This is a genomic window from Hydrogenophaga sp. L99, assembly GCF_058731905.1.
Genome location: NZ_CM178972.1, coordinates 2,920,892 through 2,938,881, shown reverse-complemented (window position 1 = coordinate 2,938,881; position 17,990 = coordinate 2,920,892). Strand labels below are relative to the sequence as shown.

Below are 17,990 nucleotides of genomic sequence, written 5' to 3'. Positions count from 1 at the left end.
ACAAATAAATCAAAGTAGGTGATGGTTTATATGCCCACCGCCGAAGAATTTGCAGCCTTGCAAAAGGCGCTGGCTCAGGCCACCCAGACCAGCGAATCGCTCGCGGGTGAACTGCGCATCACGCGCGCCGAGCGCGACCTGCTCAAGGAACAGCTCAACAAGTTCAAGCGCCAACTCTTCGCTGCCAAGAGCGAGGCCAGCGCTGGCCACCAGAAGGACATGTTCTTCAACGAGGCCGAAGCACTCGGCGCAGCTGCCCAGCCAACCCAGGAAGAAACCCAAGCCGATGACAGCATCGTCGAGGTCCCCGGCCACAAACGCGCCAAGCGCGGGCGTAAGCCACTGGACCCGGCGCTGCCGCGCGAGGTGGTGCGCCACGAACTGCCCGAGTCCGAGCGTGTCTGTCCTCACGACGGTGCCGTGCTGCGGGAGATTGGCGTGGAGGCCAGCGAGCAGCTTGACATCATTCCTCAGCAGGTGCGCGTCATCCGCCACGAGCGGGTCAAGTACGCCTGCCCGTGCTGCGATGGCACGCTGCGTCTGGCGGCCAAGCCCGAGCAAGTCATCCCCAAGGGGCTGTTCAGCGAAGGTCTGCTGGCCTGGGTGATCACGTCCAAGTACGTGGACGGCCTGCCGCTGTACCGCCAGGCGGCCTTGCTGGGGCGCTTTGGCGGCAGCGACCTCTCACGCAACACCATGGCCGCCAGCGTGGTGCGGGTGGGCCAGGCGGTGCAGCCCGTCATCAACCTGCTGCGAGACAGGGTGCTGGACGCCCCGCTGATCTTCGGTGATGAGACCGAAATCCAGGTGCTCAAGGAGGCTGGGCGCAGTGCCCAGTCCAAGAGCTACATGTGGGCGCAAATGACCGATGGCTCTGGCGCGTGCGGCACGGGTCCGCCCATACGCTTGTTCGCCTACTCACCCTCACGCAGCACCGAGGCGGCGCAGCGTCTGTACGTCGGTGCGCGCGAGGGCGGCGTGCTGATGAGCGACGGCTACGAGGTCTACAACAAAATCGCCTTGGCCAACAAGCTCGTGCACATCGGTTGCTGGGCGCATTGCAGGCGTTACTTCAATGACGCGCTGCAGGCGCTGCCCAAAGCGAACCGGGGGCCTGAGCAATTGGCGGCCAGGTTCATCGAGCTGATCGGCAAGCTCTACCGCGTGGAGGCACTGGCCAAGGAGCAAGGGCTGGATGTGAATGCGCTGCTGCAAAGTCGCCTGGCCCACAGCGTGCCGGTGCTCCAAGAGATCCAGGCCTTGCTGCTGGCCAACGTTCATGTGGTGCTGCCGGGCAGTTTGCTGGGCAAGGCGCTGCACTACCTGTCCTCGCAGTGGGCCAAGCTGGAGCGCTTCGTCACCAACGGTCTCTACCCCATAGACAACAACGGCTGTGAGAATTCGATCCGTCCGTTTGTCATCGGAAGACGCAACTGGTTGTTTGCCGACACCGTGGCCGGCGCCAACGCGAGCGCCAATCTGTACTCGTTGCTGGAGACCTGCAAGGTCAACGGCGTCGATGGGTACCAGTACCTGCGCTCGCTGCTGGTGGCGCTTCCTCGGGCCAGGACCGTCGAGGACTATGAGGCCTTGCTGCCCTGGTGTCTCAACGGGCGCAGCGGCTGAAATAGGAAACTGTGCAAGGGGTGCGGTCTATTGATCGCTTACGACCGACTCACGCACCACTGCCACATCGTGGAGACGGGCAACGAGAGCTGGCGATTCAAGCATTCCAGTGCCGCTGGCGCGGCACTGCCAAAGCAACGCCCAAAGACTCAGAAAGGAGATCGAAAACCAGCGGACCCTATAGACTTATCCACAACCGAATAGCCAAAAAACCCATCAACCCGGTGGCTCAGTATTCGACGTGATCACTGGCTCAGTTGTACTGATGAATCAACAATCGGTGTACCGCAGTTCGGGCATCAGTTGTAAAGCCACGTTGATCCGGCTTGCGAGCTGGCTGGCCACCTCATCGGTGTGGTTCTGTAACCAGGCCGATTGCACGCCGTGCTTTGCCGGCCAGAACTGGTCTGCTAGCGGGTTGTCCCCCAGATGAAACAGTTGTTGCGGCTGGCATTTCTCCTGTCGCAGGATTTCTGGCCAGATACCCGTGGTCTTGGATATCCCCAAGTCGCTGGAGCAATACACCTGCTGAATTTTTTGCGAATCGTCGCCCATCAGCAGGGTCAGCAACTGGCGCAGTTGCTGGTTACTCAGGTAGGTGTCACTGACCACGATCACCCGCAGGCCGCGTGCATGGGCGCTGCTGATCAGGTGCGCTACGGGCTCGTAGATGAAGCTGTGGGCGAATTCTGCATCCAGCTCGGCTGCCACGGCGTGCTCGACGAGATTGTCTTCGGCTTGGGGCAGCAACTCGCGGTAGATGTCTGCGAGCGTCACCTCAAAGCTGTCGGCCAGCACCTTGCGTTTGCGGCGCGCGCGTATTTCAGCGTTCACGCGCATGTCGGCGGTAATGCCGTGTGTTAGGTACAGCGCACTGGACTGTAGGTTGAAAAATACGTCTGCTGGTTGGGCAACCTGGCGCCAGAGGAGGGTGTCAAAGCAGTCGAGCGAGAGCACACGGATGCCTTGAGGCATTCGATCCAGCAGCCCGTCCAGATCTTGGGCGCGAAGGGTTGTGTTCATGGAAAAAGGGAGAAAAAAGGAGTGGCCAGGGGTTGGTTCGCAACGCTATGCCCACTGTAGCGTTAGCTTGCCAAACTAAATAACGCGATGTGAGGGCCAAACTAGCCCCAGTTTCAGCCTTCTATCTGGTGGAGTTGCGGTCATCCCGTCGCGTCGCAGAATGCTCTTAAAAGGTGAATCTGCCCCATGTATACCGCGTTCCGTGTGAGCAGCATTCCCGAATAATCAAGTTACCCGCATGCCACCTTTTATCCAAATTGCGTAAGGTTCAGCTGGACTTCTGTCGAATATGAGTAGGCGAAAAAAAACCAGCCTCAGCTGGTTGCTTTAAAGAAATTCTGCCCTTAAGCGCTGTGACGAAAAGATCGTGCCCTCAAGCCGACAGGTACGCCCGACCAGCGCCACCCGTGGAGCTGCCTGCGCCGGCCATGTGGCCGTAGGTGGCGGGGGCTTTTTGGGGCAGCACGCTGTTGACGGCGCGCTGGCTTTGCGCGCTGGCGCGCAGCACGGCCTGGCGCAGCTGACCGAAGCGGTGGGCTGCGCGCTGCATGTCCAGGTGCAGCCCGCTACCGGGTACCGCGAACTCGGCGGTTTTTGGGGCGCCTTGCAAGATGGTCTGGATGCTGGCGCTGGCTTTTTCCACACCGGGCGCATCGCCATGCAACAGCGCCGTTTCCAGCGTGTCGAGCCCGGACTGCAGCGAAACGATCCAGGGGTGTGTGGGCGTCGGTGCAAGGGCGTTCATGGGGGTACCTGGTTAAAAAGCGGTGTCAGGAGCGGCTGGCGCTCAGCATTTCAGCCGCGTTGGACAACATCTTGTCCGCGATGGCTTCAGGGTTGACCTGGAAGCTGCCGCTGGCAATCGCCTGCTTCATGGCTTCCACTTTTTCGGCGTTGAACACGTCGCTGCTGCTGCCGCCAGCCGACATGGCCTGGCTGGTCGACGACAGCGTGACGGTGACGCCCGCTTGCGGTTTGGCCGCAGCCGCTGGGGCTGCCGCCGCTGCCGCTTCGGCGCCTGCTGTGGGCGCGGCTGCCGCTTTTTGCGGGCCGCCGGCCACGGAGCCGATGTACGAGTCCGGTGATGATTCGACTTTCATTTCACTCTCCAAACCCCGTAGTTGGGGCGTTGTGGAAAGACTATCGGCTCAAAAGCGGGGGGACTTGAGGTCTTTTTTGTTGAATACGTCACGCAAACAGAGGCTGAAACGGCTTTTACGGTGTTTCGGAGCGGTTTTTACAGCGCCAGTTCCACCGTTTGCCCGTCGCGCACCAGGCCGGTGACCACCCGGCCGCTGGCCAGGCGCACGCGGGTGGTTTGCCCGATCTGGCCAGCGGTGAGGGCCTGGCCGGTCACCGCGATCTGAAAACCGGTTCCCGACTGGGTGACCCGCACCTGCGACCCGGCGGCAAAGGCCTGGGCCGGGCGCACCATGTGTTGGCGCAGGGCCTGGCCGGGCAGCAGGGTGTAGGCGGCTTCCTGGCCCACCCACAGCGCCGGGTTGGCCAGCACGCTGGCTTTTTGCTCGGCCCAGTCAATTTCGGCCATTTCGGCGTCTTCTTGTGTGAGGGGTGTGCCGGCGGTGACGGAGCGGGTGAGCACCCAGGCGGGTCCCCAGGCCTTCACGGTGACGGGCAAAAACACATTCCAGCGGGTGGTGCCGTCCACGCAGCGCAGCCCAATGCGGCTGCGTCCCCACAGGCGGGTGCCGGGCGGCATGTGGGGTTCGACCCGTGCGCAGGGCGCCAGGCGCAGGCGGCTGTCCAGCGCGCCCATGACCACTTCGGCCCGCAGGGGGGCGCCGTCGGTTTGCCCCATGGCCGTGGCCAGTGAGGGCTCCAGAAAGTCGCGGGCCAGTTGCTGCAGCGCGGCGCTTTCGCCGCCGGGGGGTGTGGGCGTCTGCGCGTGGGTAGCAGGGGCCAGGCTTGCGAGCCCGGCCAGCAGCATGCCAGCCAGAGCCGCCTGCGGCGTGCGCAGGGCGGGGCGGGTGTGGTGTTGTTCGTTGGTGTGCATGTGGGTTCCCCTTGGCAAAGCCCCTGCGGGAGGCGATTGGCATGGGTGACTGGTGGGCGCTGAAGGGCGCGGAGTCCATGCCGGCAGGGGATCACTGTAGGCCGGGGCTGGCCGGAGCAAAGCAGCGAAATACCCGGCAATGTGCCGTTTGTTTCGGCCATTGCGCACCCTCAAGTTTTTCCATACTTACCTTCATCCCGGTGAAAGCCTGCCGCTTTTGCCTTCCATTCAACCCCGCGCAGAGGTGCCCATGCTTGAAAAGATGACCTCCCGGCTGGACTTCCAGGCCAACGCACTGGTGCTGCGTTCCCAGCGCCAGCAGGTGATCGCCAGCAACATCGCCAACGCCGACACGCCCGGTTATGTGGCGCGGGACTTTGACTTTGCCAAGGCGCTGCAGGCGGCGTCGGGCAGCACGGCGCGCTCTGCGGTGAGCGTGACCAGCGCGCAGCACATGCGCCTGGGCGCGGGGGGTGCCGGCAATCCGGAGATGGCCTACACCGTGCAAACCCAGCCCAGCCAGGACGGCAACTCGGTGGACCTGGACCGCGAGCGCGCGAACTTTGTGGACAACAGCATCCGCTACGAGTCCACGCTGCGCTTCATCAACGGGCATGTGAAAACCATGCTGTCGGCCATCACGGGCCAGTGAAGGAGCTTCTCATGTCCATGTTTACCATTTTCGGGGTCTCGGGCAGCGCGGTCAGTGCGCAGTCGCAGCGGCTCAACGTGGTGGCCAGCAACCTGGCCAACGCCGACGCGGTGGCCGGGCCCGATGGCCAGTCTTACAAGGCCCGCCATGTGATGTTTCAGACCGTGCCCATGGGCGCACCCGGCTCGGCCGGTGTGAAGGTGCAGGACATCCGCGAAAGCGATGTGCCCGGGCGCCGCGTCCACAACCCCGGGCACCCCAGCGCCGATGGCGAGGGCTATGTGACCCATTCCAACGTGAACCCGGTGGAAGAGATGGTCAACATGATCTCGGCCTCGCGTTCGTACCAAAACAACGTCGAGGTCATGAACACGGCCAAGTCGCTGCTGCTCAAAACGCTCCAGATGGGCCAATAAACCGGACGCCGCACCATGCTTACTGCACCCCTAGACCTCAGCAACCTCGGCACCACCGTGGGCAGCTCGACCGGCAGCACGTCGGCCAGCAACGCCACCAGCCCGCAGGCCTCACAAGACCGGTTTTTGAAGCTGCTCGTCGCGCAGCTCAACAACCAGGATCCGCTCAACCCGATGGACAACGCGCAGATGACGACCCAGATGGCGCAGATCAACACGGTCAGCGGCATCCAGGAACTCAACCTCACGCTCAAGGGCATGGCCGAGCAATACAGCGCCATGCAGTCGATGCAAGGCACCTCGCTCATCGGGCGCCAGGCGCTGGTGGAAGGCAGCAAGCTCACGTTTGATGGCAGCGTAGGCAAGGGCGCCATTGCGTTGGACACCGCGGCCAGCCAGGTCACGGTGGACGTGATGGGCACCAACGGTGCGCTGCTGGGCAGCGTCAACATGGGCCCACTGGGCGCCGGGCAGCACGCCTTCAGCTGGGATGCGCAAGACACCAACCCCGCCAGCGTGGGCAGCTTCCAGATTCGGGCCACGCAGGGCGGCCAGGCCGTGGCTGCCACACCGCTCATGCAGCTCTCCGTGTCGTCGGTGGGCTTTGCTTCAGGCGCCATGAACCTGCAATTGCAGGACGGCCGCACCCTGGCCTACAGCCAGGTTCGGGCCTTCATGTAAGCCCGCCACCGCCCTCTATTCAACCCCCATTTTCCCGACCCAAAGGACTCCACCATGTCATTCCAGCAAGGACTCTCTGGCCTCAACAGCTCCAGCAAAAACCTGGACGTGATTGGCCACAACATCGCCAACGCCAACACGGTGGGCATGAAGGCATCGCGGGCCGAATTTGCCGAGGTGTACGCCAGCTCCATCAACGCGTCGGGCGGTACCAATTCCGGCATTGGCGTGACGGTGGCCGCCACCACGCAAATATTCACCCAGGGCAACATCACCGTCACCGGCAACGACCTGGACGTGGCCATCAACGGCAGCGGCTTTTATGAGCTGACCATGCCCAACGGCAGCATGGCTTACAGCCGTGCGGGCATGTTCAAGCTGAACAACGAAGGCCAAGTGGTGACCAACATCGGCGGCCAGCTCATGGGTTACCCGACCGACTCCGAAGGCACCCGCCTGAGCTTCACCACCCAGCCCCTGAGCTTGCCCACCGGCGGCCCCATTCCGGCACGCGCCACCAGCAACATTTCAACCGAATTCAACCTGGATGCTCGGGCACCGGTTTTCAACACGGTCTCCCCACCCACCCCGCTGTCCAAGTACGGCACGTCGGTCATCGCCTACGACCCCCAAGGGCTCGAGGTCCCTGTGGGCCTGGCCTTCCAGAAAACCGGCGTCAACGAATGGACGGTTTACCGAAGTGTCAATGGCAGCGCGCCGGCCCAGTCCACACCGCCCACCGTGCTTCGTTTCAATGACGATGGCACGCTGAGGACGACACCGACCTTGGATGCAAGCGGCAACGTGGTGACGCCCGCCTCCGTGATGCCTCCGATCACGCTGACATCGCCCAACAACCCGGCCGTGACCTTCAACGCCACGCTGGATTACGGGGACGCCACCCAGTTTGGTATCGACTTTGCCGTGAACAACCTGGAGCAAAACGGCTACCGCCCCGGTGAGCTCACGAGCCTGAAGATCAACGAAAGCGGTGTGATCACCGCCAGCTATTCCAACGGGCAGACCCGTGCGGCGGGTCAGATTGCGCTGGTCAACTTCCGCAACGTGCAGGGCCTGCAACCCACCGGCAACGGCAACTGGCAGGCCAACTTTGCCACCGGCGAGCCGGTGCACGGCGCGCCCGGTGAGGGCAAGTTTGGCAGCCTGCGTTCTGGCGCGCTCGAAGATTCCAACATCGACATCACCGGCGAGCTGGTGAGCATGATGACCGCGCAGCGCGCCTACCAGGCCAACGCGCAAACCATCAAGACGCAAGACCAGGTGTTCAGCACCCTGTTGAACCTGAGATAACCCCCCCGCGCTGCGCGCGACCCCCTGCCAGGGGGCGGCACTGGCGGCCCGGCAAAGCCGGTTCCGCGGTGCCCTGGGGCCCAGGCCCTTCGCGCGTTGCGGTGGTCTGTTTTTGGTATCCATCGCCACACATTCCGGAGTCCCGCATGGACCGCATGATCTACACCGCCATGACCGGCGCCAATGCCGCGCAGCACCGGCAGCAGTTGTTGTCCAACAACCTGGCCAACGCGTCCACGCCGGGTTTTCGGGCCGAGTTGTCCACCTTCCGCGCGGTGCCCATTCGTGGCGACGGTGCCAGCACCCGGGTGTTTGCGCTGGAAGCCACGGCCGGCCATTCGGATGCGCCCGGCCCCATCACCCACACCGGGCGCAACCTGGACGTGGCCGCGCGCGGCAACGCCTACCTGGCGGTGCAGGGGCTGGACGGCACCGAGGCCTACACCCGAGCCGGCGCGCTGGAAGTGAACACCGACGGCACGGTGGTGAACGCCCAGGGCCTGCCCATGCTGAGCGACGCGGGCCCGCTGGTGGCGCCCGCGGGTGCGCAGATTGACATTGGCGAAGACGGCACGGTGAGCGCCCGTGTGAGCGGTCAGCCGCCGCAGGCGCTGGGTCGGCTCAAGCTGGTCACACCCGATGACGACAACCGTTTGCAGCGCGGGGGCGATGGCCTGTTTCGCGGCCCGCTGGGCGACCCGCTGCCGGCCGACGCCACCGCCCGCGTGCAAAGCGGCGCGCTGGAAGGCAGCAACGTGAACCCGATTGAAGCCATGGTGGGAATGATCGCCGTGGCGCGCCAGTTTGAAGTGCAGATGCGCATGCTGCAAAACGGCGAGGCCAACGACAAGACGGCCGGCCAGCTGCTTAGCCTGAATGGATGATCCCCCCCCGCGCCGCTTCGCGTCACCCCCCCGGGGGGCGACACCAGCCGTCTGGCAAAGCCAGCCCGGCGGTGTCCTCGCCAGGACGGTGGCAGCAGTGGGTAACTTTGCGGCGCGGTAGCGCCATTGAACAGATCGAAACAAGGAGCACGACATGATCAATTCGCTGTGGATTTCCAAGACCGGCATGCAGGCCCAGCAGACCCAGCTGGATGTCATTTCCAACAACCTGGCCAACACGTCCACCAACGGTTTCAAGCGCGCCAACGCGGTGTTTGAAGACCTGATGTACCAAAACCTGCGCCAGGTGGGCGCCAACACCACCGAACAAAGCGAGCTGCCCACCGGCCTGCAACTGGGCCTGGGTGTGCGCACCGTGGCCACTTCGCGCTCGTTTGCGCAGGGCAGCTTGCAGCAGTCCAGCAACAACCTGGACCTGGCCATCAACGGCGGTGGTTTCTTGCAGGTGGAAATGCCCGACGGCACCGTCGGCTACACCCGAGACGGCAGCCTGCAGCTGGACGCACAGGGTCGCATGGTCACCAGCAGCGGCTACCCGCTCACGGCGGGCATCACCATCCCGGCCGACGCGGAAAGCATCACCGTGTCCAGCGACGGTGTGGTGTCGGTCAAGCTGCCGGCCAACCCGGCGCCTTCGGTGGTGGGCAACATCGAACTGGCCAACTTCATCAACCCGGCCGGCCTGGAGCCGCGCGGGCAAAACCTGTTTGCTGAGAGCCAGGCGTCGGGCAACCCGGTGAACGGTGCGCCGGGCAGCGCCGGCATGGGCACGGTGATGCAGGGTTTTGTGGAGACGTCCAACGTGAACGTGGTGCAAGAGCTGGTGACCATGATCCAGACCCAGCGCGCCTACGAGATGAATTCCAAAGCCATTCAGACCAGCGACCAGATGCTGCAGCGCCTGGCGCAGCTGTAAGCCCTCGCCGTCGCTCACGCGCGCCGTGAGGCCGATGGGCCACGGCGGCGTTCGGGGTGGTGGCCACTTTCGCCGTGTTTTTTTAGCGGCTTCGTGCGGTTGTCGCTCGCTCTTGGCCTTATGGCTTGTATCGGTTGCTTGGTTGAAAGCTTGATATGAAAAACTTATCTGTTCCCACTTCTTGGCAGCTGCGCACGTCGGTGCTGCTGGCGCTGGCGGTGCTGAGCGCGGGCTGCGAAACCTTGCGCAAGACGCCGCAGGTGGACGTGGTGCCTGTGACGCCGGTGCGCTACGCCGCGGCGCCAGCGGCCACCGCGCCGGCCAGTGGCAGCTTGTTTCATGCGGCCAGCTACCGCCCGGCATTTGAAGACCCGCGCGCGCGCCTGCCGGGCGACACGCTGACGATCCAGATTTCGGAAAACATCACCGCCAGCCAGAAGTCGTCGGCCAACATCGACCGCTCAGGCGAAGCGTCCGCCAGCGTGTCGGCCTTGCCGTTTCTCAAGGCGCCGCTGCTGGACAAATTCACCACCGGCGCCGAGTCGAGCAACACCTTTGCCGGCAAGGGCAACACCCAGAGCGAAAACAAGTTTGAAGGCTCGATCACCGCCACGGTGCTGGAGGTGCTGCCCAATGGTCACTTGGTGGTGGCGGGCGAAAAGCAGATTGGTGTGAACCAGAACGTGGACGTGTTGCGCTTCAGTGGCACGGTGGACCCGCGCCAGATTCGGCCCGGCAATGTGGTCGCTTCCACCCAGGTGGCCAATGCGCGTGTGGAGTCGCGTGGCAGAGGTGCGCAAGGTGAAGCGCTTTCAATTGGCTGGTTAGCACGGTTCTTTTTGAGCGTTATCCCGTTCTGAGGGTGCATAGCATTGGTCTCATGAAATCCGACTATCTGCCGATCATGGGTATCGCCTCCAACCGCCGCCTGTTCACACGCCGTGCGGTGCGCCCCAACGGCTGGCACGCGCTGGCTGCGCTGCTGGTGGTGCTAGGCGCCGCAGTGGGGCTGGCCCAGCCGGCAGCAGCGCAGGCCATTCGCGTGAAGGAAATTGCCGCCGTGCAGGGCGTGCGCAGCAACCAGCTCACCGGCTACGGCCTGGTGGTGGGGCTGGACGGCACCGGCGACCAGACCACCCAGATGCCCTACACCGCCCAGAGCATGCAAAACTATTTGCAGCAGCTGGGTCTGTCGTTGCCCCCGGGCGGCAGCATGCAGCTGAAAAACGTGGCGGCGGTGCTGGTCACGGCCCAGCTGCCTGCGTTTGCGCAGCCCGGCCAGATGATCGACGTCACGGTCTCGTCCATCGGCAATTCCAAATCGCTGCGTGGCGGCACGCTCATCACCACGCCGCTCAAGGGCGCCAACGGTGAAATTTATGCGCTGGCCCAGGGCAACCTGCTGGTGGGCGGCGCAGGCGCTGCGGCCGGCGGCAGCAAGGTGCAGATCAACCACCTGAGCGCCGGTCGCATTCCGGGCGGTGCGCAGGTGGAGCGCACGGTCGACACGCCGTTTGCGCTCGGTGAAACGATCGACCTGGGCCTGAATGCCACCGACTTTCAAACCGCCAGCCGCGTCACCGAAGCCATCAACCGCGCCATGGGTGCCGGCGTGGCCAGCGCGGTAGACGGGCGCGTGGTGCGCCTGCGCGCCCCGGCCGACCCGAACGCCCGCGTGGGCTTTCTGGCGGCGGTGGAAGAGGTGCGCCTGGAAGCGTCAACCCCCATGGCCCGCGTCATCATCAATTCGCGCACCGGCTCCATCGTCATGAACCAGGCGGTCACGCTCGGTGCTTGCGCCGTGTCGCACGGCAACCTCACGGTCAGCATCAGCTCCACCCCGGTCATCAGCCAGCCCAACCCGCTGTCTCCCGGCGGCCAGACGGTGGTGACCGAAAAAGCCGACATTCAGATCAGCCAGGACACCGGCTCGCTCATTGCCATGCCCGCCGCGGCCCAGTTGTCGGACGTGGTGCGGGTGCTCAATTCGCTGGGCGCGACGCCGCAAGACCTGCTGGCCATTTTGCAGGCCATCAAGGCAGCCGGCGCCATGAATGCCGAACTGGAAGTCATATGAACCACCCCCATCGCTTGCTCACTGCGTGTAGCCGCTCCGCCCCTCAAGGGGCAACACCAGCGGCCTGGCAGAGCCAGATCCGCGGTGTTCCCGGCTGGGGGCTGGCTGTGCGTTCGGCTGTGATCTCCGTTTGCACCCAGCGCGGCAACGTAACGGGCATGCTGCGTGTGGAAGTGGTGGCCAATCGTCGGCGCGCTGTGTCGGTGGCTGCGCGCGGGAGGCTGGAGTGAACCCCTTGTCCATGTCCACCCAGGGCCTGGCCGCCGACCCGAACGCGCTCAACGCGTTGCGCTACGGCAGCGGGGCTGCGGGTGCCAAGGGTGACAAGGCAGCGCTGAAAGAGGCGGCCAAGCAGTTTGAGTCGCTGTTCATGCGCGAGCTCATCAAGAGCATGCGCGAGGCCACCGAGAAGTCGGGCCTGATGGATGGCGAGGGCAGCAACCTGGGCACCGACCTGCTGGACCAGCAGTTTGCGGTGCAGCTCTCGGGCTTGCCGGGTGGTTTGTCCGAAGCTATAGAGCGCCAGTTGGGCCGCCAGATCGACCCCGCCGCGGCCGCACGCGATGCGCTCAATGGCGCCACCCGCGCGCTGCCCGTGGCCAGCGAGCCCAGCACCGTGAGCCGGGCCAGTGCCGGGCCGCGCCAGGCGGATTTTGTCTCGCAACACAGCCAGGCAGCGGCCGCCGTGTCGCGCGAAACCGGCATTCCCGCCAGCTTCATGATCGGCCAGGCTGGCCACGAAACCGGCTGGGGCAAGAGCGAAATTCGCCATGCCGATGGTGCGCCGTCCTTCAACCTGTTTGGCATCAAGGCCACCGGCGGCTGGAAGGGCAAAGTGGCCGAAATCACCACCACCGAATACATCAACGGCGAGCCGCGCAAAGTGACCGCCAAGTTCCGCGCCTACGACTCTTACGCCGACTCGTTTCGCGACTACGCCCGCCTCATTGGCAACAGCCCGCGCTACGACAAGGTGATGGACCAACTGGGCTCGGTGCAGGGCTTTGCCGCCGGTTTGCAAAAGGCCGGTTACGCCACCGACCCGCAATACGCCGCCAAGCTCAGCCGCGCCATCAACACCACGCTGAGCATTCAGCGCGCCCAGTCATGAGCGCCCGCAGGTTTGCCCACAGCCGGTGGCTGATGTGCCCCACCCGTTCCGGTTTGGGGAGTCACTGACATGTCTGCCGCACTCAACATTGGCTCGCGTGCCCTGAACGCCAACCTGGCCACGCTGCAGGTCATTGGCCACAACATTGCCAACGCCAACACCGCTGGCTATTCGCGCCAGTCGGTGACGATGCAGACCTCGGGCTACCAGACGCTGGGCGGCAACTACTACGGCAAAGGGGTTGAAATCGGCACCGTGAGCCGCACCCACAGCGCCTACCTGACCCGCGAATCGCAACTGGCCACCTCGGTGGCGGCGGCAGACAGCGAGCGCTTTTCGCGCATGCAACAGCTCGAAGGCCTGTTCCCCATTGGAGAGGACGGCCTGGGCGCTGCCATCAACAACATGCTCAACGCCTGGTCGGACGTGGCGTCTTCGCCCACCAACCTGTCGGCCCGCGTGGTGGTGCTGGCACGGGCCGAAGACCTGTCGGCCCGGCTGCGCGACACGGCGGGCGAAATCGATTCGCTGGCCTACAGCGGGCGCATGCAGCTGGACAGTTCGGTCACGTCCATCAACCGGCTGGCGCAAGACATTGCCAAGGTCAACCAGCGCATCATTGAAAACCAGGGCACCACCGGCGAGCCCAACGACCTGCTGGACCAGCGCGACGCTTTGCTGGGCGAGCTGAGCCAGTACGTGCAGATCAGCACCGTGGCCGCCGACGACGGTTCCATGAGCGTGTTTGTGGCGGGTAGCCAGCCGCTGGTGTTGGGGCAGCGCGCCAACAGCCTCACCACCGTGCGCGACAGCATCGACACCTCGCGCCTGCACATTGGCTTTGTGCAGGGCGGCACCACGCAAGCGCTGGACGACGCTTCGGTGGGCGGCCAGCTCGGCGGTCTGCTCAGCTTTTTGGGCCAAGACCTGCCGCAAATGCAAAACCTGCTGGGCCGCATGGCGCTGGCGCTGAACACCGAAATGAACACCCAGCACCGCCTGGGTGTGGACCTCAGGGGCAACGCGGGTGCGGACTTTTTTGTGCCGGCCGCTCCCAGCGCGGGCATGCCAGGTGGGGCCAACACCGGCTCGGCCGAACTGGCCGCCACGGTGAGCGATGCCACCGCGCTCAAGGCGTCCGACTACGAAGTTCGCTTTGACGCGCTGGGCGTCAACGTGGTCCGCCTGTCCGACGGTGTGAGCACCGCGTTTACCAGCTTGCCGGCCGAGCTGGACGGCCTGCGCTTTGACGTGACCGCTGGCGCCGCCAACCCGGGCGACAGTTTTCGCGTGCGGCCCTTTGCCGACGCCGCCCGCAACATGCAAGTGGCCGTGGGCGCCCCCGACCGCCTGGCCTCGGCCAGCCCGGTGCAGGTCACGCCCGGCGCCAACAACGCCGGCGGCATGAGCATCGAAGGTCTGTACGCGGTTTCGCCCTCGGTCTATCCCATCACCGACGTCACGCTCACGTTTCAGGCCGACGGCAGCTTCACCACCTCCGCCGACCCGAGCACGGTGTATACCTACACCCCTGGCAAGGCCATAGAGATCAACGGCTGGAGCCTGACCCTGCGCGGCAGCCCGGCCGCCGGCGACAGCTTCACCATCGGCGCCGCGCTGCCCGGCTCCACGCCGCAAAACGGCGGCAACGCGAAAGCTGTGCTGGCCCTGCGCGACCAGGCCACCTTTGACGGCGTGTCGATGGCCGACGGCTACAGCAGCCTGTTGTCGGTGCTCGGCACCCAGGTGCAGGGTGCCAAATTTGCCACCGGCTATTCCAGCCAGGTGGCTGACAGCGCAGAAAACGCCCGCGCGGCGGTGGCCGGCGTCAACCTGGACGAAGAGGCCGCCCGGCTGCTGCAGTTTCAGCAGTCCTACCAGGCGGCCGCCAAGTTTCTGCAGGTGGCGCAGAGCACCTTTGACACCCTGCTGCAAACCGTGGGCCGCTGAACGCCAGCCCGGTAAGGAAACCCCATGAGAGTCGCCACCGCCAACAGCTACGACAACACGATCTCCAACCTGGTCAAGCGCCAGGGCGAGCTCAATGCGCAGCAAGAACGCATTTCCACCGGCAAGCGGGTGCAGCGCGCCAGCGACGACCCGGTGTCGGCCGTGCTGTCTGAAACGGCGCAAAACCGGCTCTCCCGTGTGACCGCCGACCTGCGCGCCGTGGAAGCTTCTCGCACCAGCCTGGCCCAGGCCGAAAGCGCGCTGGGCGAGTCCGGCGAACTGATCCAGCAGGTGCGCGACCTCATGGTCGCGGCGGGCAACGGCACCTATGGCCCGCGGGAACACCGCGACCTGGCCACCCAGCTCGAAGGCCTGCGTGACCAGATGCTGTCGGTGGCCAACCGCAAAGACAGCGCCGGGCGCACCCTGTTCGGCGGCCTGGGTGGCTCGACCACGCCGTTTGTGGACGTGTACAGCGCCGGCGGCTCGGCCGTGAGCTTTGAAGGCTTGCGCGGCCAGGAAGCCGCGGGCAACAACAGCCTGCCCCAGGCGCTCGACGGCGAAGCCATCTGGATGCGCATTCCCCAGGGCAACGGCAGCTTCACGCTGAGCCTGCCCGCCAGCAACACCGGCAGTGTGCGCACCGATGTGGGCCAGGTCACCAACCCCTCGGACCTCACCGGGCAGACCTACAGCGTCGGCTTTGCCAACGTCGGCGGCGTCATGCAGTACAGCATCACCAACACCACCACCGCCCCCCCGGTGCTCGAGCTGGCCAACGTGCCCTACCAAAGCGGCCAGGCGGTGGAATTTGACGGCATGTCGTTCCAGATGAGTGGCACCCCGGCCGACGGCGACACCATTGAGGTGGGCCCCGCCACCGGCCCCACCAACATTTTTAAAGTGGTGCAAGACACCATCGACGCCCTGCGCAGCACCGCCACCAGCGGCACCACGCAGCTCACCCACACCCTGTCGCGCACCCTCACCGAACTCGACGCCGGGCACGACCGTGTGCTACAGGCACGCAGCCAGTCGGGCGAATGGCTCAACCGCGCCGACGCCATCGACGGCTTGCTCGGTGACCGCGCCGTGGACTACAAGGCCGAGCGCTCGCGCCTGGAAGACCTGGACATGGTGCAAGGCATTTCAGACTTTCAGAGCCAGCAAGTCGGCCTGGAAGCCGCCCTCAAGTCCTACGCCCAGGTGCAGCGCTTGTCGCTGTTCCAGTACGTGGGCTAACCCCCGCATTCCCGCCACCGGGTTGACACGCCATGATGAGCCACACCGTTTTAGACAGCATTGCCCTGGGCTACCAGCCGGTCTGGAACCCCGCCCGCCAGCTGGTCGCCGTGCGCCTGCGGGTGCACACCATTCACCCCGAGTCGGTGGACGCCCCGCACCTGCTGCAGCTGCTGGGCAGCGACTGGCCTGCCGCCGCCCCGGTGCTGATTCTGTCGGTTGAGTCCCCCGCGCTGTTGCAGCAGGCGCTGGTGTGCCCGCCCGTGCACAACACCTGGCTGGAAGTGCCCGCCGCCTTGTTTGAAACCCCTGAAAGCCTGGCACGCCTGGCCGTGGCCCAGCGCAACGGCCACCAGCTGCTGCGCCACGCCGGCCCCTCGGCCAGCTGCAGCGCGTTCAACGCGCCGCTGGACGCACGCAGCCTGCTCAGCCTGAGCCCTGAAGACACCTTGAAGGCGTTGCGGGCCCATGCCCAGCAAGCATCCGGCAACCCCTTTGCCGCGCCCATGCCCGCCGCGCTGTGTCCCGGTCAAATCTACCAAGGCATTGCCGACCGGCACCTTGCCGCCCTTTGCCTCGACCAGGTTGGCGCCTGGGGTTTGCTGGGCTGGCCCGACGAAGACGTGCTGTTTGCCCACCGCCAACAGCCGCTGGCCTGCGACACCCGCGTGATCGAGCAGATCTTTCAGGCCATTGACGACGAAAGCTCGCTCGAACACCTGGAGCGCCTGGTGCGCCAAGACCCTGTGCTGGTGTACCGCCTGCTGCTGCTCGTCAACTCGGCCGCCTTTGGGTTGCGCCACGAAATCGACTCGCTGCGCCACGCACTGATGATGCTCGGCTTCACCGCCCTGGGACGCTGGCTGCGCGACCAGCTGCCCGGCAGCGACAACAACCCCGAACTGCACCCCGTGCGCTACGCCATGGTCATGCGTTCGCGCCTGGCCCAGCACCTGCTGGAGCCCGGCTCTGAAGACAACCTGCGTGCCGAGGTCTACACCACCGCGCTGTTTGCCCAGCTCGACCGCCTGATGCAGAAACCCCTGGCCGAGTTGCTCGGCAAGCTGCCCTTGTCGGGCCGGGTGCTGGACGCCGTGATGCGCCAGGACGGCCCTTACTTCCCGCTGATCGACATCGCCCAGGCCCAAGGCGACCCCGACAAACTGCGCCAGCTGCCCGCCATTTGCGAGCAGCACGACGTCTCGCTTGAACACGCCAACCGCGCCCTCATTCGCATGCTCGCCACCAGCCGCGACCACGCGGGCAAGCGCTCCCAGCGGCTGCTCTGAACGGGTCAGGCGCTACCATCGCGCCCATGAGCACCACGCCCCACCACACCAGTGCCCTCGTCCTGTTTTCAGGCGGGCAAGACTCCACCACCTGCCTCGCCCACGCCCTGGCCCGCTACCCGCGCGTCGAAACCATCGGGTTTGACTACGGCCAGCGCCACAGCGTTGAGCTGCAAGCCCGCCTGGTGGTGCTGCGCCAGCTGCGCGAGCAATTCCCCTCCTGGGCCGAGCGCCTGGGGGAAGACCATGTGCTCGACCTCGCCGTGCTCGGCAAAGTGAGCGAAACATCGCTCACCCGCGACATGGCCTTTCGCATGGAGAGCAGCGGCCTGCCCAACACCTTCGTGCCCGGGCGCAACCTGCTGTTTTTGACGCTGGCCGCCGCGCTCGCCTACCGCCGCGGCATCCAGGTCATCGTCACCGGCGTTTGCGAAACCGACTTTTCAGGCTACCCCGACTGCCGCGACGACACCATGAAAGCCCTGCAAGTGGCGCTCAGCTTGGGCATGGACCACCGTTTCCTCATCGACACCCCGCTCATGTGGATCGACAAAGCCGACACCTGGCGCATGGCGCACGAACTGGGCAGCAACTCGGGCGTGCCCGGCGGCGGGCCCGCGCTGGTGGACCTGATCGTGGAACACACCCACACCTGCTACCTCGGCGACCGCGAACACCGCCACGCCTGGGGCTACGGGTGCGGCAGTTGCCCGGCTTGTGAGTTGCGGGCGCGGGGGTGGGCGGGGTACAGCCCCTCTGAGACACAGCCTTGATTGG

Annotated in this window: 18 protein-coding genes and 1 pseudogene; 15 read left to right on the top strand and 4 right to left on the bottom strand. The window is 65.1% G+C overall.

Annotated features, from left to right (window positions below; genetic code table 11):
* Window positions 1-21: 21 nt before the first annotated feature.
* Both tnpC and AC4QBL_RS13975 read left to right on the top strand, forming a co-directional pair.
* Window positions 22-1,626 (top strand): IS66 family transposase, encoded by a 1,605-nt coding sequence (tnpC, locus tag AC4QBL_RS13980; RefSeq protein ID WP_472907610.1) that lies wholly within the window; start codon window positions 22-24, stop codon window positions 1,624-1,626.
* 42 nt (window positions 1,627-1,668) lie between these two features.
* Window positions 1,669-1,830: pseudogene (locus AC4QBL_RS13975) on the top strand (ATP-binding protein); the annotation flags it as partial.
* 66 nt (window positions 1,831-1,896) lie between these two features.
* On the opposite strand, the gene AC4QBL_RS13970 reads toward AC4QBL_RS13975, so the two are convergent.
* The 4 genes from AC4QBL_RS13970 to flgA all read right to left on the bottom strand — a co-directional run bounded on the left by AC4QBL_RS13970 (window position 1,897) and on the right by flgA (window position 4,663).
* Window positions 1,897-2,649 carry a hypothetical protein gene (locus AC4QBL_RS13970; RefSeq protein WP_472907611.1) on the bottom strand — a complete coding sequence of 251 codons (753 nt, stop codon included), beginning with the start codon at window positions 2,647-2,649 and terminating at the stop codon, window positions 1,897-1,899.
* Window positions 2,650-3,022: 373 nt separating this feature from the next.
* Window positions 3,023-3,394, bottom strand: coding sequence for a hypothetical protein (locus AC4QBL_RS13965; RefSeq protein ID WP_472907612.1), 372 nt, complete (start codon window positions 3,392-3,394; stop codon window positions 3,023-3,025).
* A 25-nt stretch (window positions 3,395-3,419) separates the two neighbouring features.
* Window positions 3,420-3,749 carry a flagellar biosynthesis anti-sigma factor FlgM gene (gene flgM, locus AC4QBL_RS13960; RefSeq protein WP_472907613.1) on the bottom strand — a complete coding sequence of 110 codons (330 nt, stop codon included), beginning with the start codon at window positions 3,747-3,749 and terminating at the stop codon, window positions 3,420-3,422.
* A 137-nt stretch (window positions 3,750-3,886) separates the two neighbouring features.
* Window positions 3,887-4,663 carry a flagellar basal body P-ring formation chaperone FlgA gene (gene flgA / locus AC4QBL_RS13955; RefSeq protein WP_472907614.1) on the bottom strand — a complete coding sequence of 259 codons (777 nt, stop codon included), beginning with the start codon at window positions 4,661-4,663 and terminating at the stop codon, window positions 3,887-3,889.
* 250 nt (window positions 4,664-4,913) lie between these two features.
* On the opposite strand from flgA, the gene flgB reads away from it, so the two are divergent.
* The 13 genes from flgB to queC all read left to right on the top strand — a co-directional run bounded on the left by flgB (window position 4,914) and on the right by queC (window position 17,986).
* Window positions 4,914-5,315 carry a flagellar basal body rod protein FlgB gene (gene flgB, locus AC4QBL_RS13950; RefSeq protein WP_472907615.1) on the top strand — a complete coding sequence of 134 codons (402 nt, stop codon included), beginning with the start codon at window positions 4,914-4,916 and terminating at the stop codon, window positions 5,313-5,315.
* Between the two features lie 11 nt (window positions 5,316-5,326).
* A complete protein-coding gene (flgC, locus tag AC4QBL_RS13945; protein ID WP_472907616.1) occupies window positions 5,327-5,731 on the top strand; it encodes a flagellar basal body rod protein FlgC in 405 nt (134 codons plus the stop codon).
* Between the two features lie 15 nt (window positions 5,732-5,746).
* Entirely contained in the window at window positions 5,747-6,412 is a 666-nt protein-coding gene (locus tag AC4QBL_RS13940) for a flagellar hook assembly protein FlgD (protein ID WP_472907617.1), read from the top strand.
* 54 nt (window positions 6,413-6,466) lie between these two features.
* On the top strand, window positions 6,467-7,723 hold the full coding sequence (gene flgE / locus AC4QBL_RS13935) for a flagellar hook protein FlgE (protein WP_472907618.1): 1,257 nt from the start codon (window positions 6,467-6,469) through the stop codon (window positions 7,721-7,723).
* A gap of 146 nt (window positions 7,724-7,869) precedes the next feature.
* Window positions 7,870-8,607 (top strand): flagellar basal-body rod protein FlgF, encoded by a 738-nt coding sequence (flgF, locus tag AC4QBL_RS13930; RefSeq protein ID WP_472907619.1) that lies wholly within the window; start codon window positions 7,870-7,872, stop codon window positions 8,605-8,607.
* Between the two features lie 154 nt (window positions 8,608-8,761).
* Window positions 8,762-9,544: a flagellar basal-body rod protein FlgG gene (gene flgG / locus AC4QBL_RS13925; RefSeq protein WP_472907620.1), complete on the top strand. Its 783-nt coding sequence runs from the start codon at window positions 8,762-8,764 to the stop codon at window positions 9,542-9,544.
* A gap of 155 nt (window positions 9,545-9,699) precedes the next feature.
* Window positions 9,700-10,404 (top strand): flagellar basal body L-ring protein FlgH, encoded by a 705-nt coding sequence (locus AC4QBL_RS13920; protein ID WP_472907621.1) that lies wholly within the window; start codon window positions 9,700-9,702, stop codon window positions 10,402-10,404.
* A gap of 20 nt (window positions 10,405-10,424) precedes the next feature.
* A complete protein-coding gene (locus tag AC4QBL_RS13915) occupies window positions 10,425-11,621 on the top strand; it encodes a flagellar basal body P-ring protein FlgI (RefSeq protein ID WP_472907622.1) in 1,197 nt (398 codons plus the stop codon).
* A gap of 241 nt (window positions 11,622-11,862) precedes the next feature.
* Window positions 11,863-12,732 (top strand): flagellar assembly peptidoglycan hydrolase FlgJ, encoded by an 870-nt coding sequence (gene flgJ, locus AC4QBL_RS13910; RefSeq protein ID WP_472907679.1) that lies wholly within the window; start codon window positions 11,863-11,865, stop codon window positions 12,730-12,732.
* 69 nt (window positions 12,733-12,801) lie between these two features.
* Window positions 12,802-14,682 (top strand): flagellar hook-associated protein FlgK, encoded by a 1,881-nt coding sequence (gene flgK, locus AC4QBL_RS13905; protein ID WP_472900219.1) that lies wholly within the window; start codon window positions 12,802-12,804, stop codon window positions 14,680-14,682.
* 24 nt (window positions 14,683-14,706) lie between these two features.
* A complete protein-coding gene (flgL, locus tag AC4QBL_RS13900; protein WP_472900220.1) occupies window positions 14,707-15,924 on the top strand; it encodes a flagellar hook-associated protein FlgL in 1,218 nt (405 codons plus the stop codon).
* A gap of 32 nt (window positions 15,925-15,956) precedes the next feature.
* Entirely contained in the window at window positions 15,957-17,213 is a 1,257-nt protein-coding gene (locus AC4QBL_RS13895) for an HDOD domain-containing protein (protein ID WP_492131596.1), read from the top strand.
* A gap of 26 nt (window positions 17,214-17,239) precedes the next feature.
* Entirely contained in the window at window positions 17,240-17,986 is a 747-nt protein-coding gene (queC, locus tag AC4QBL_RS13890) for a 7-cyano-7-deazaguanine synthase QueC (RefSeq protein ID WP_472900222.1), read from the top strand.
* The last annotated feature ends 4 nt before the right edge of the window (window positions 17,987-17,990 follow it).

What these genes read in the sequence shown, in the direction of transcription:
- tnpC (WP_472907610.1), top strand. Translation starts at nt 22, where the DNA reads ATGGTTTATATGCCCACCGCCGAAGAATTTGCAGCCTTGCAAAAGGCG.
- AC4QBL_RS13970 (WP_472907611.1), bottom strand. Translation starts at nt 2,649, where the DNA reads ATGAACACAACCCTTCGCGCCCAAGATCTGGACGGGCTGCTGGATCGA.
- AC4QBL_RS13965 (WP_472907612.1), bottom strand. Translation starts at nt 3,394, where the DNA reads ATGAACGCCCTTGCACCGACGCCCACACACCCCTGGATCGTTTCGCTG.
- flgM (WP_472907613.1), bottom strand. Translation starts at nt 3,749, where the DNA reads ATGAAAGTCGAATCATCACCGGACTCGTACATCGGCTCCGTGGCCGGC.
- flgA (WP_472907614.1), bottom strand. Translation starts at nt 4,663, where the DNA reads ATGCACACCAACGAACAACACCACACCCGCCCCGCCCTGCGCACGCCG.
- flgB (WP_472907615.1), top strand. Translation starts at nt 4,914, where the DNA reads ATGCTTGAAAAGATGACCTCCCGGCTGGACTTCCAGGCCAACGCACTG.
- flgC (WP_472907616.1), top strand. Translation starts at nt 5,327, where the DNA reads ATGTCCATGTTTACCATTTTCGGGGTCTCGGGCAGCGCGGTCAGTGCG.
- AC4QBL_RS13940 (WP_472907617.1), top strand. Translation starts at nt 5,747, where the DNA reads ATGCTTACTGCACCCCTAGACCTCAGCAACCTCGGCACCACCGTGGGC.
- flgE (WP_472907618.1), top strand. Translation starts at nt 6,467, where the DNA reads ATGTCATTCCAGCAAGGACTCTCTGGCCTCAACAGCTCCAGCAAAAAC.
- flgF (WP_472907619.1), top strand. Translation starts at nt 7,870, where the DNA reads ATGGACCGCATGATCTACACCGCCATGACCGGCGCCAATGCCGCGCAG.
- flgG (WP_472907620.1), top strand. Translation starts at nt 8,762, where the DNA reads ATGATCAATTCGCTGTGGATTTCCAAGACCGGCATGCAGGCCCAGCAG.
- AC4QBL_RS13920 (WP_472907621.1), top strand. Translation starts at nt 9,700, where the DNA reads ATGAAAAACTTATCTGTTCCCACTTCTTGGCAGCTGCGCACGTCGGTG.
- AC4QBL_RS13915 (WP_472907622.1), top strand. Translation starts at nt 10,425, where the DNA reads ATGAAATCCGACTATCTGCCGATCATGGGTATCGCCTCCAACCGCCGC.
- flgJ (WP_472907679.1), top strand. Translation starts at nt 11,863, where the DNA reads ATGTCCACCCAGGGCCTGGCCGCCGACCCGAACGCGCTCAACGCGTTG.
- flgK (WP_472900219.1), top strand. Translation starts at nt 12,802, where the DNA reads ATGTCTGCCGCACTCAACATTGGCTCGCGTGCCCTGAACGCCAACCTG.
- flgL (WP_472900220.1), top strand. Translation starts at nt 14,707, where the DNA reads ATGAGAGTCGCCACCGCCAACAGCTACGACAACACGATCTCCAACCTG.
- AC4QBL_RS13895 (WP_492131596.1), top strand. Translation starts at nt 15,957, where the DNA reads ATGATGAGCCACACCGTTTTAGACAGCATTGCCCTGGGCTACCAGCCG.
- queC (WP_472900222.1), top strand. Translation starts at nt 17,240, where the DNA reads ATGAGCACCACGCCCCACCACACCAGTGCCCTCGTCCTGTTTTCAGGC.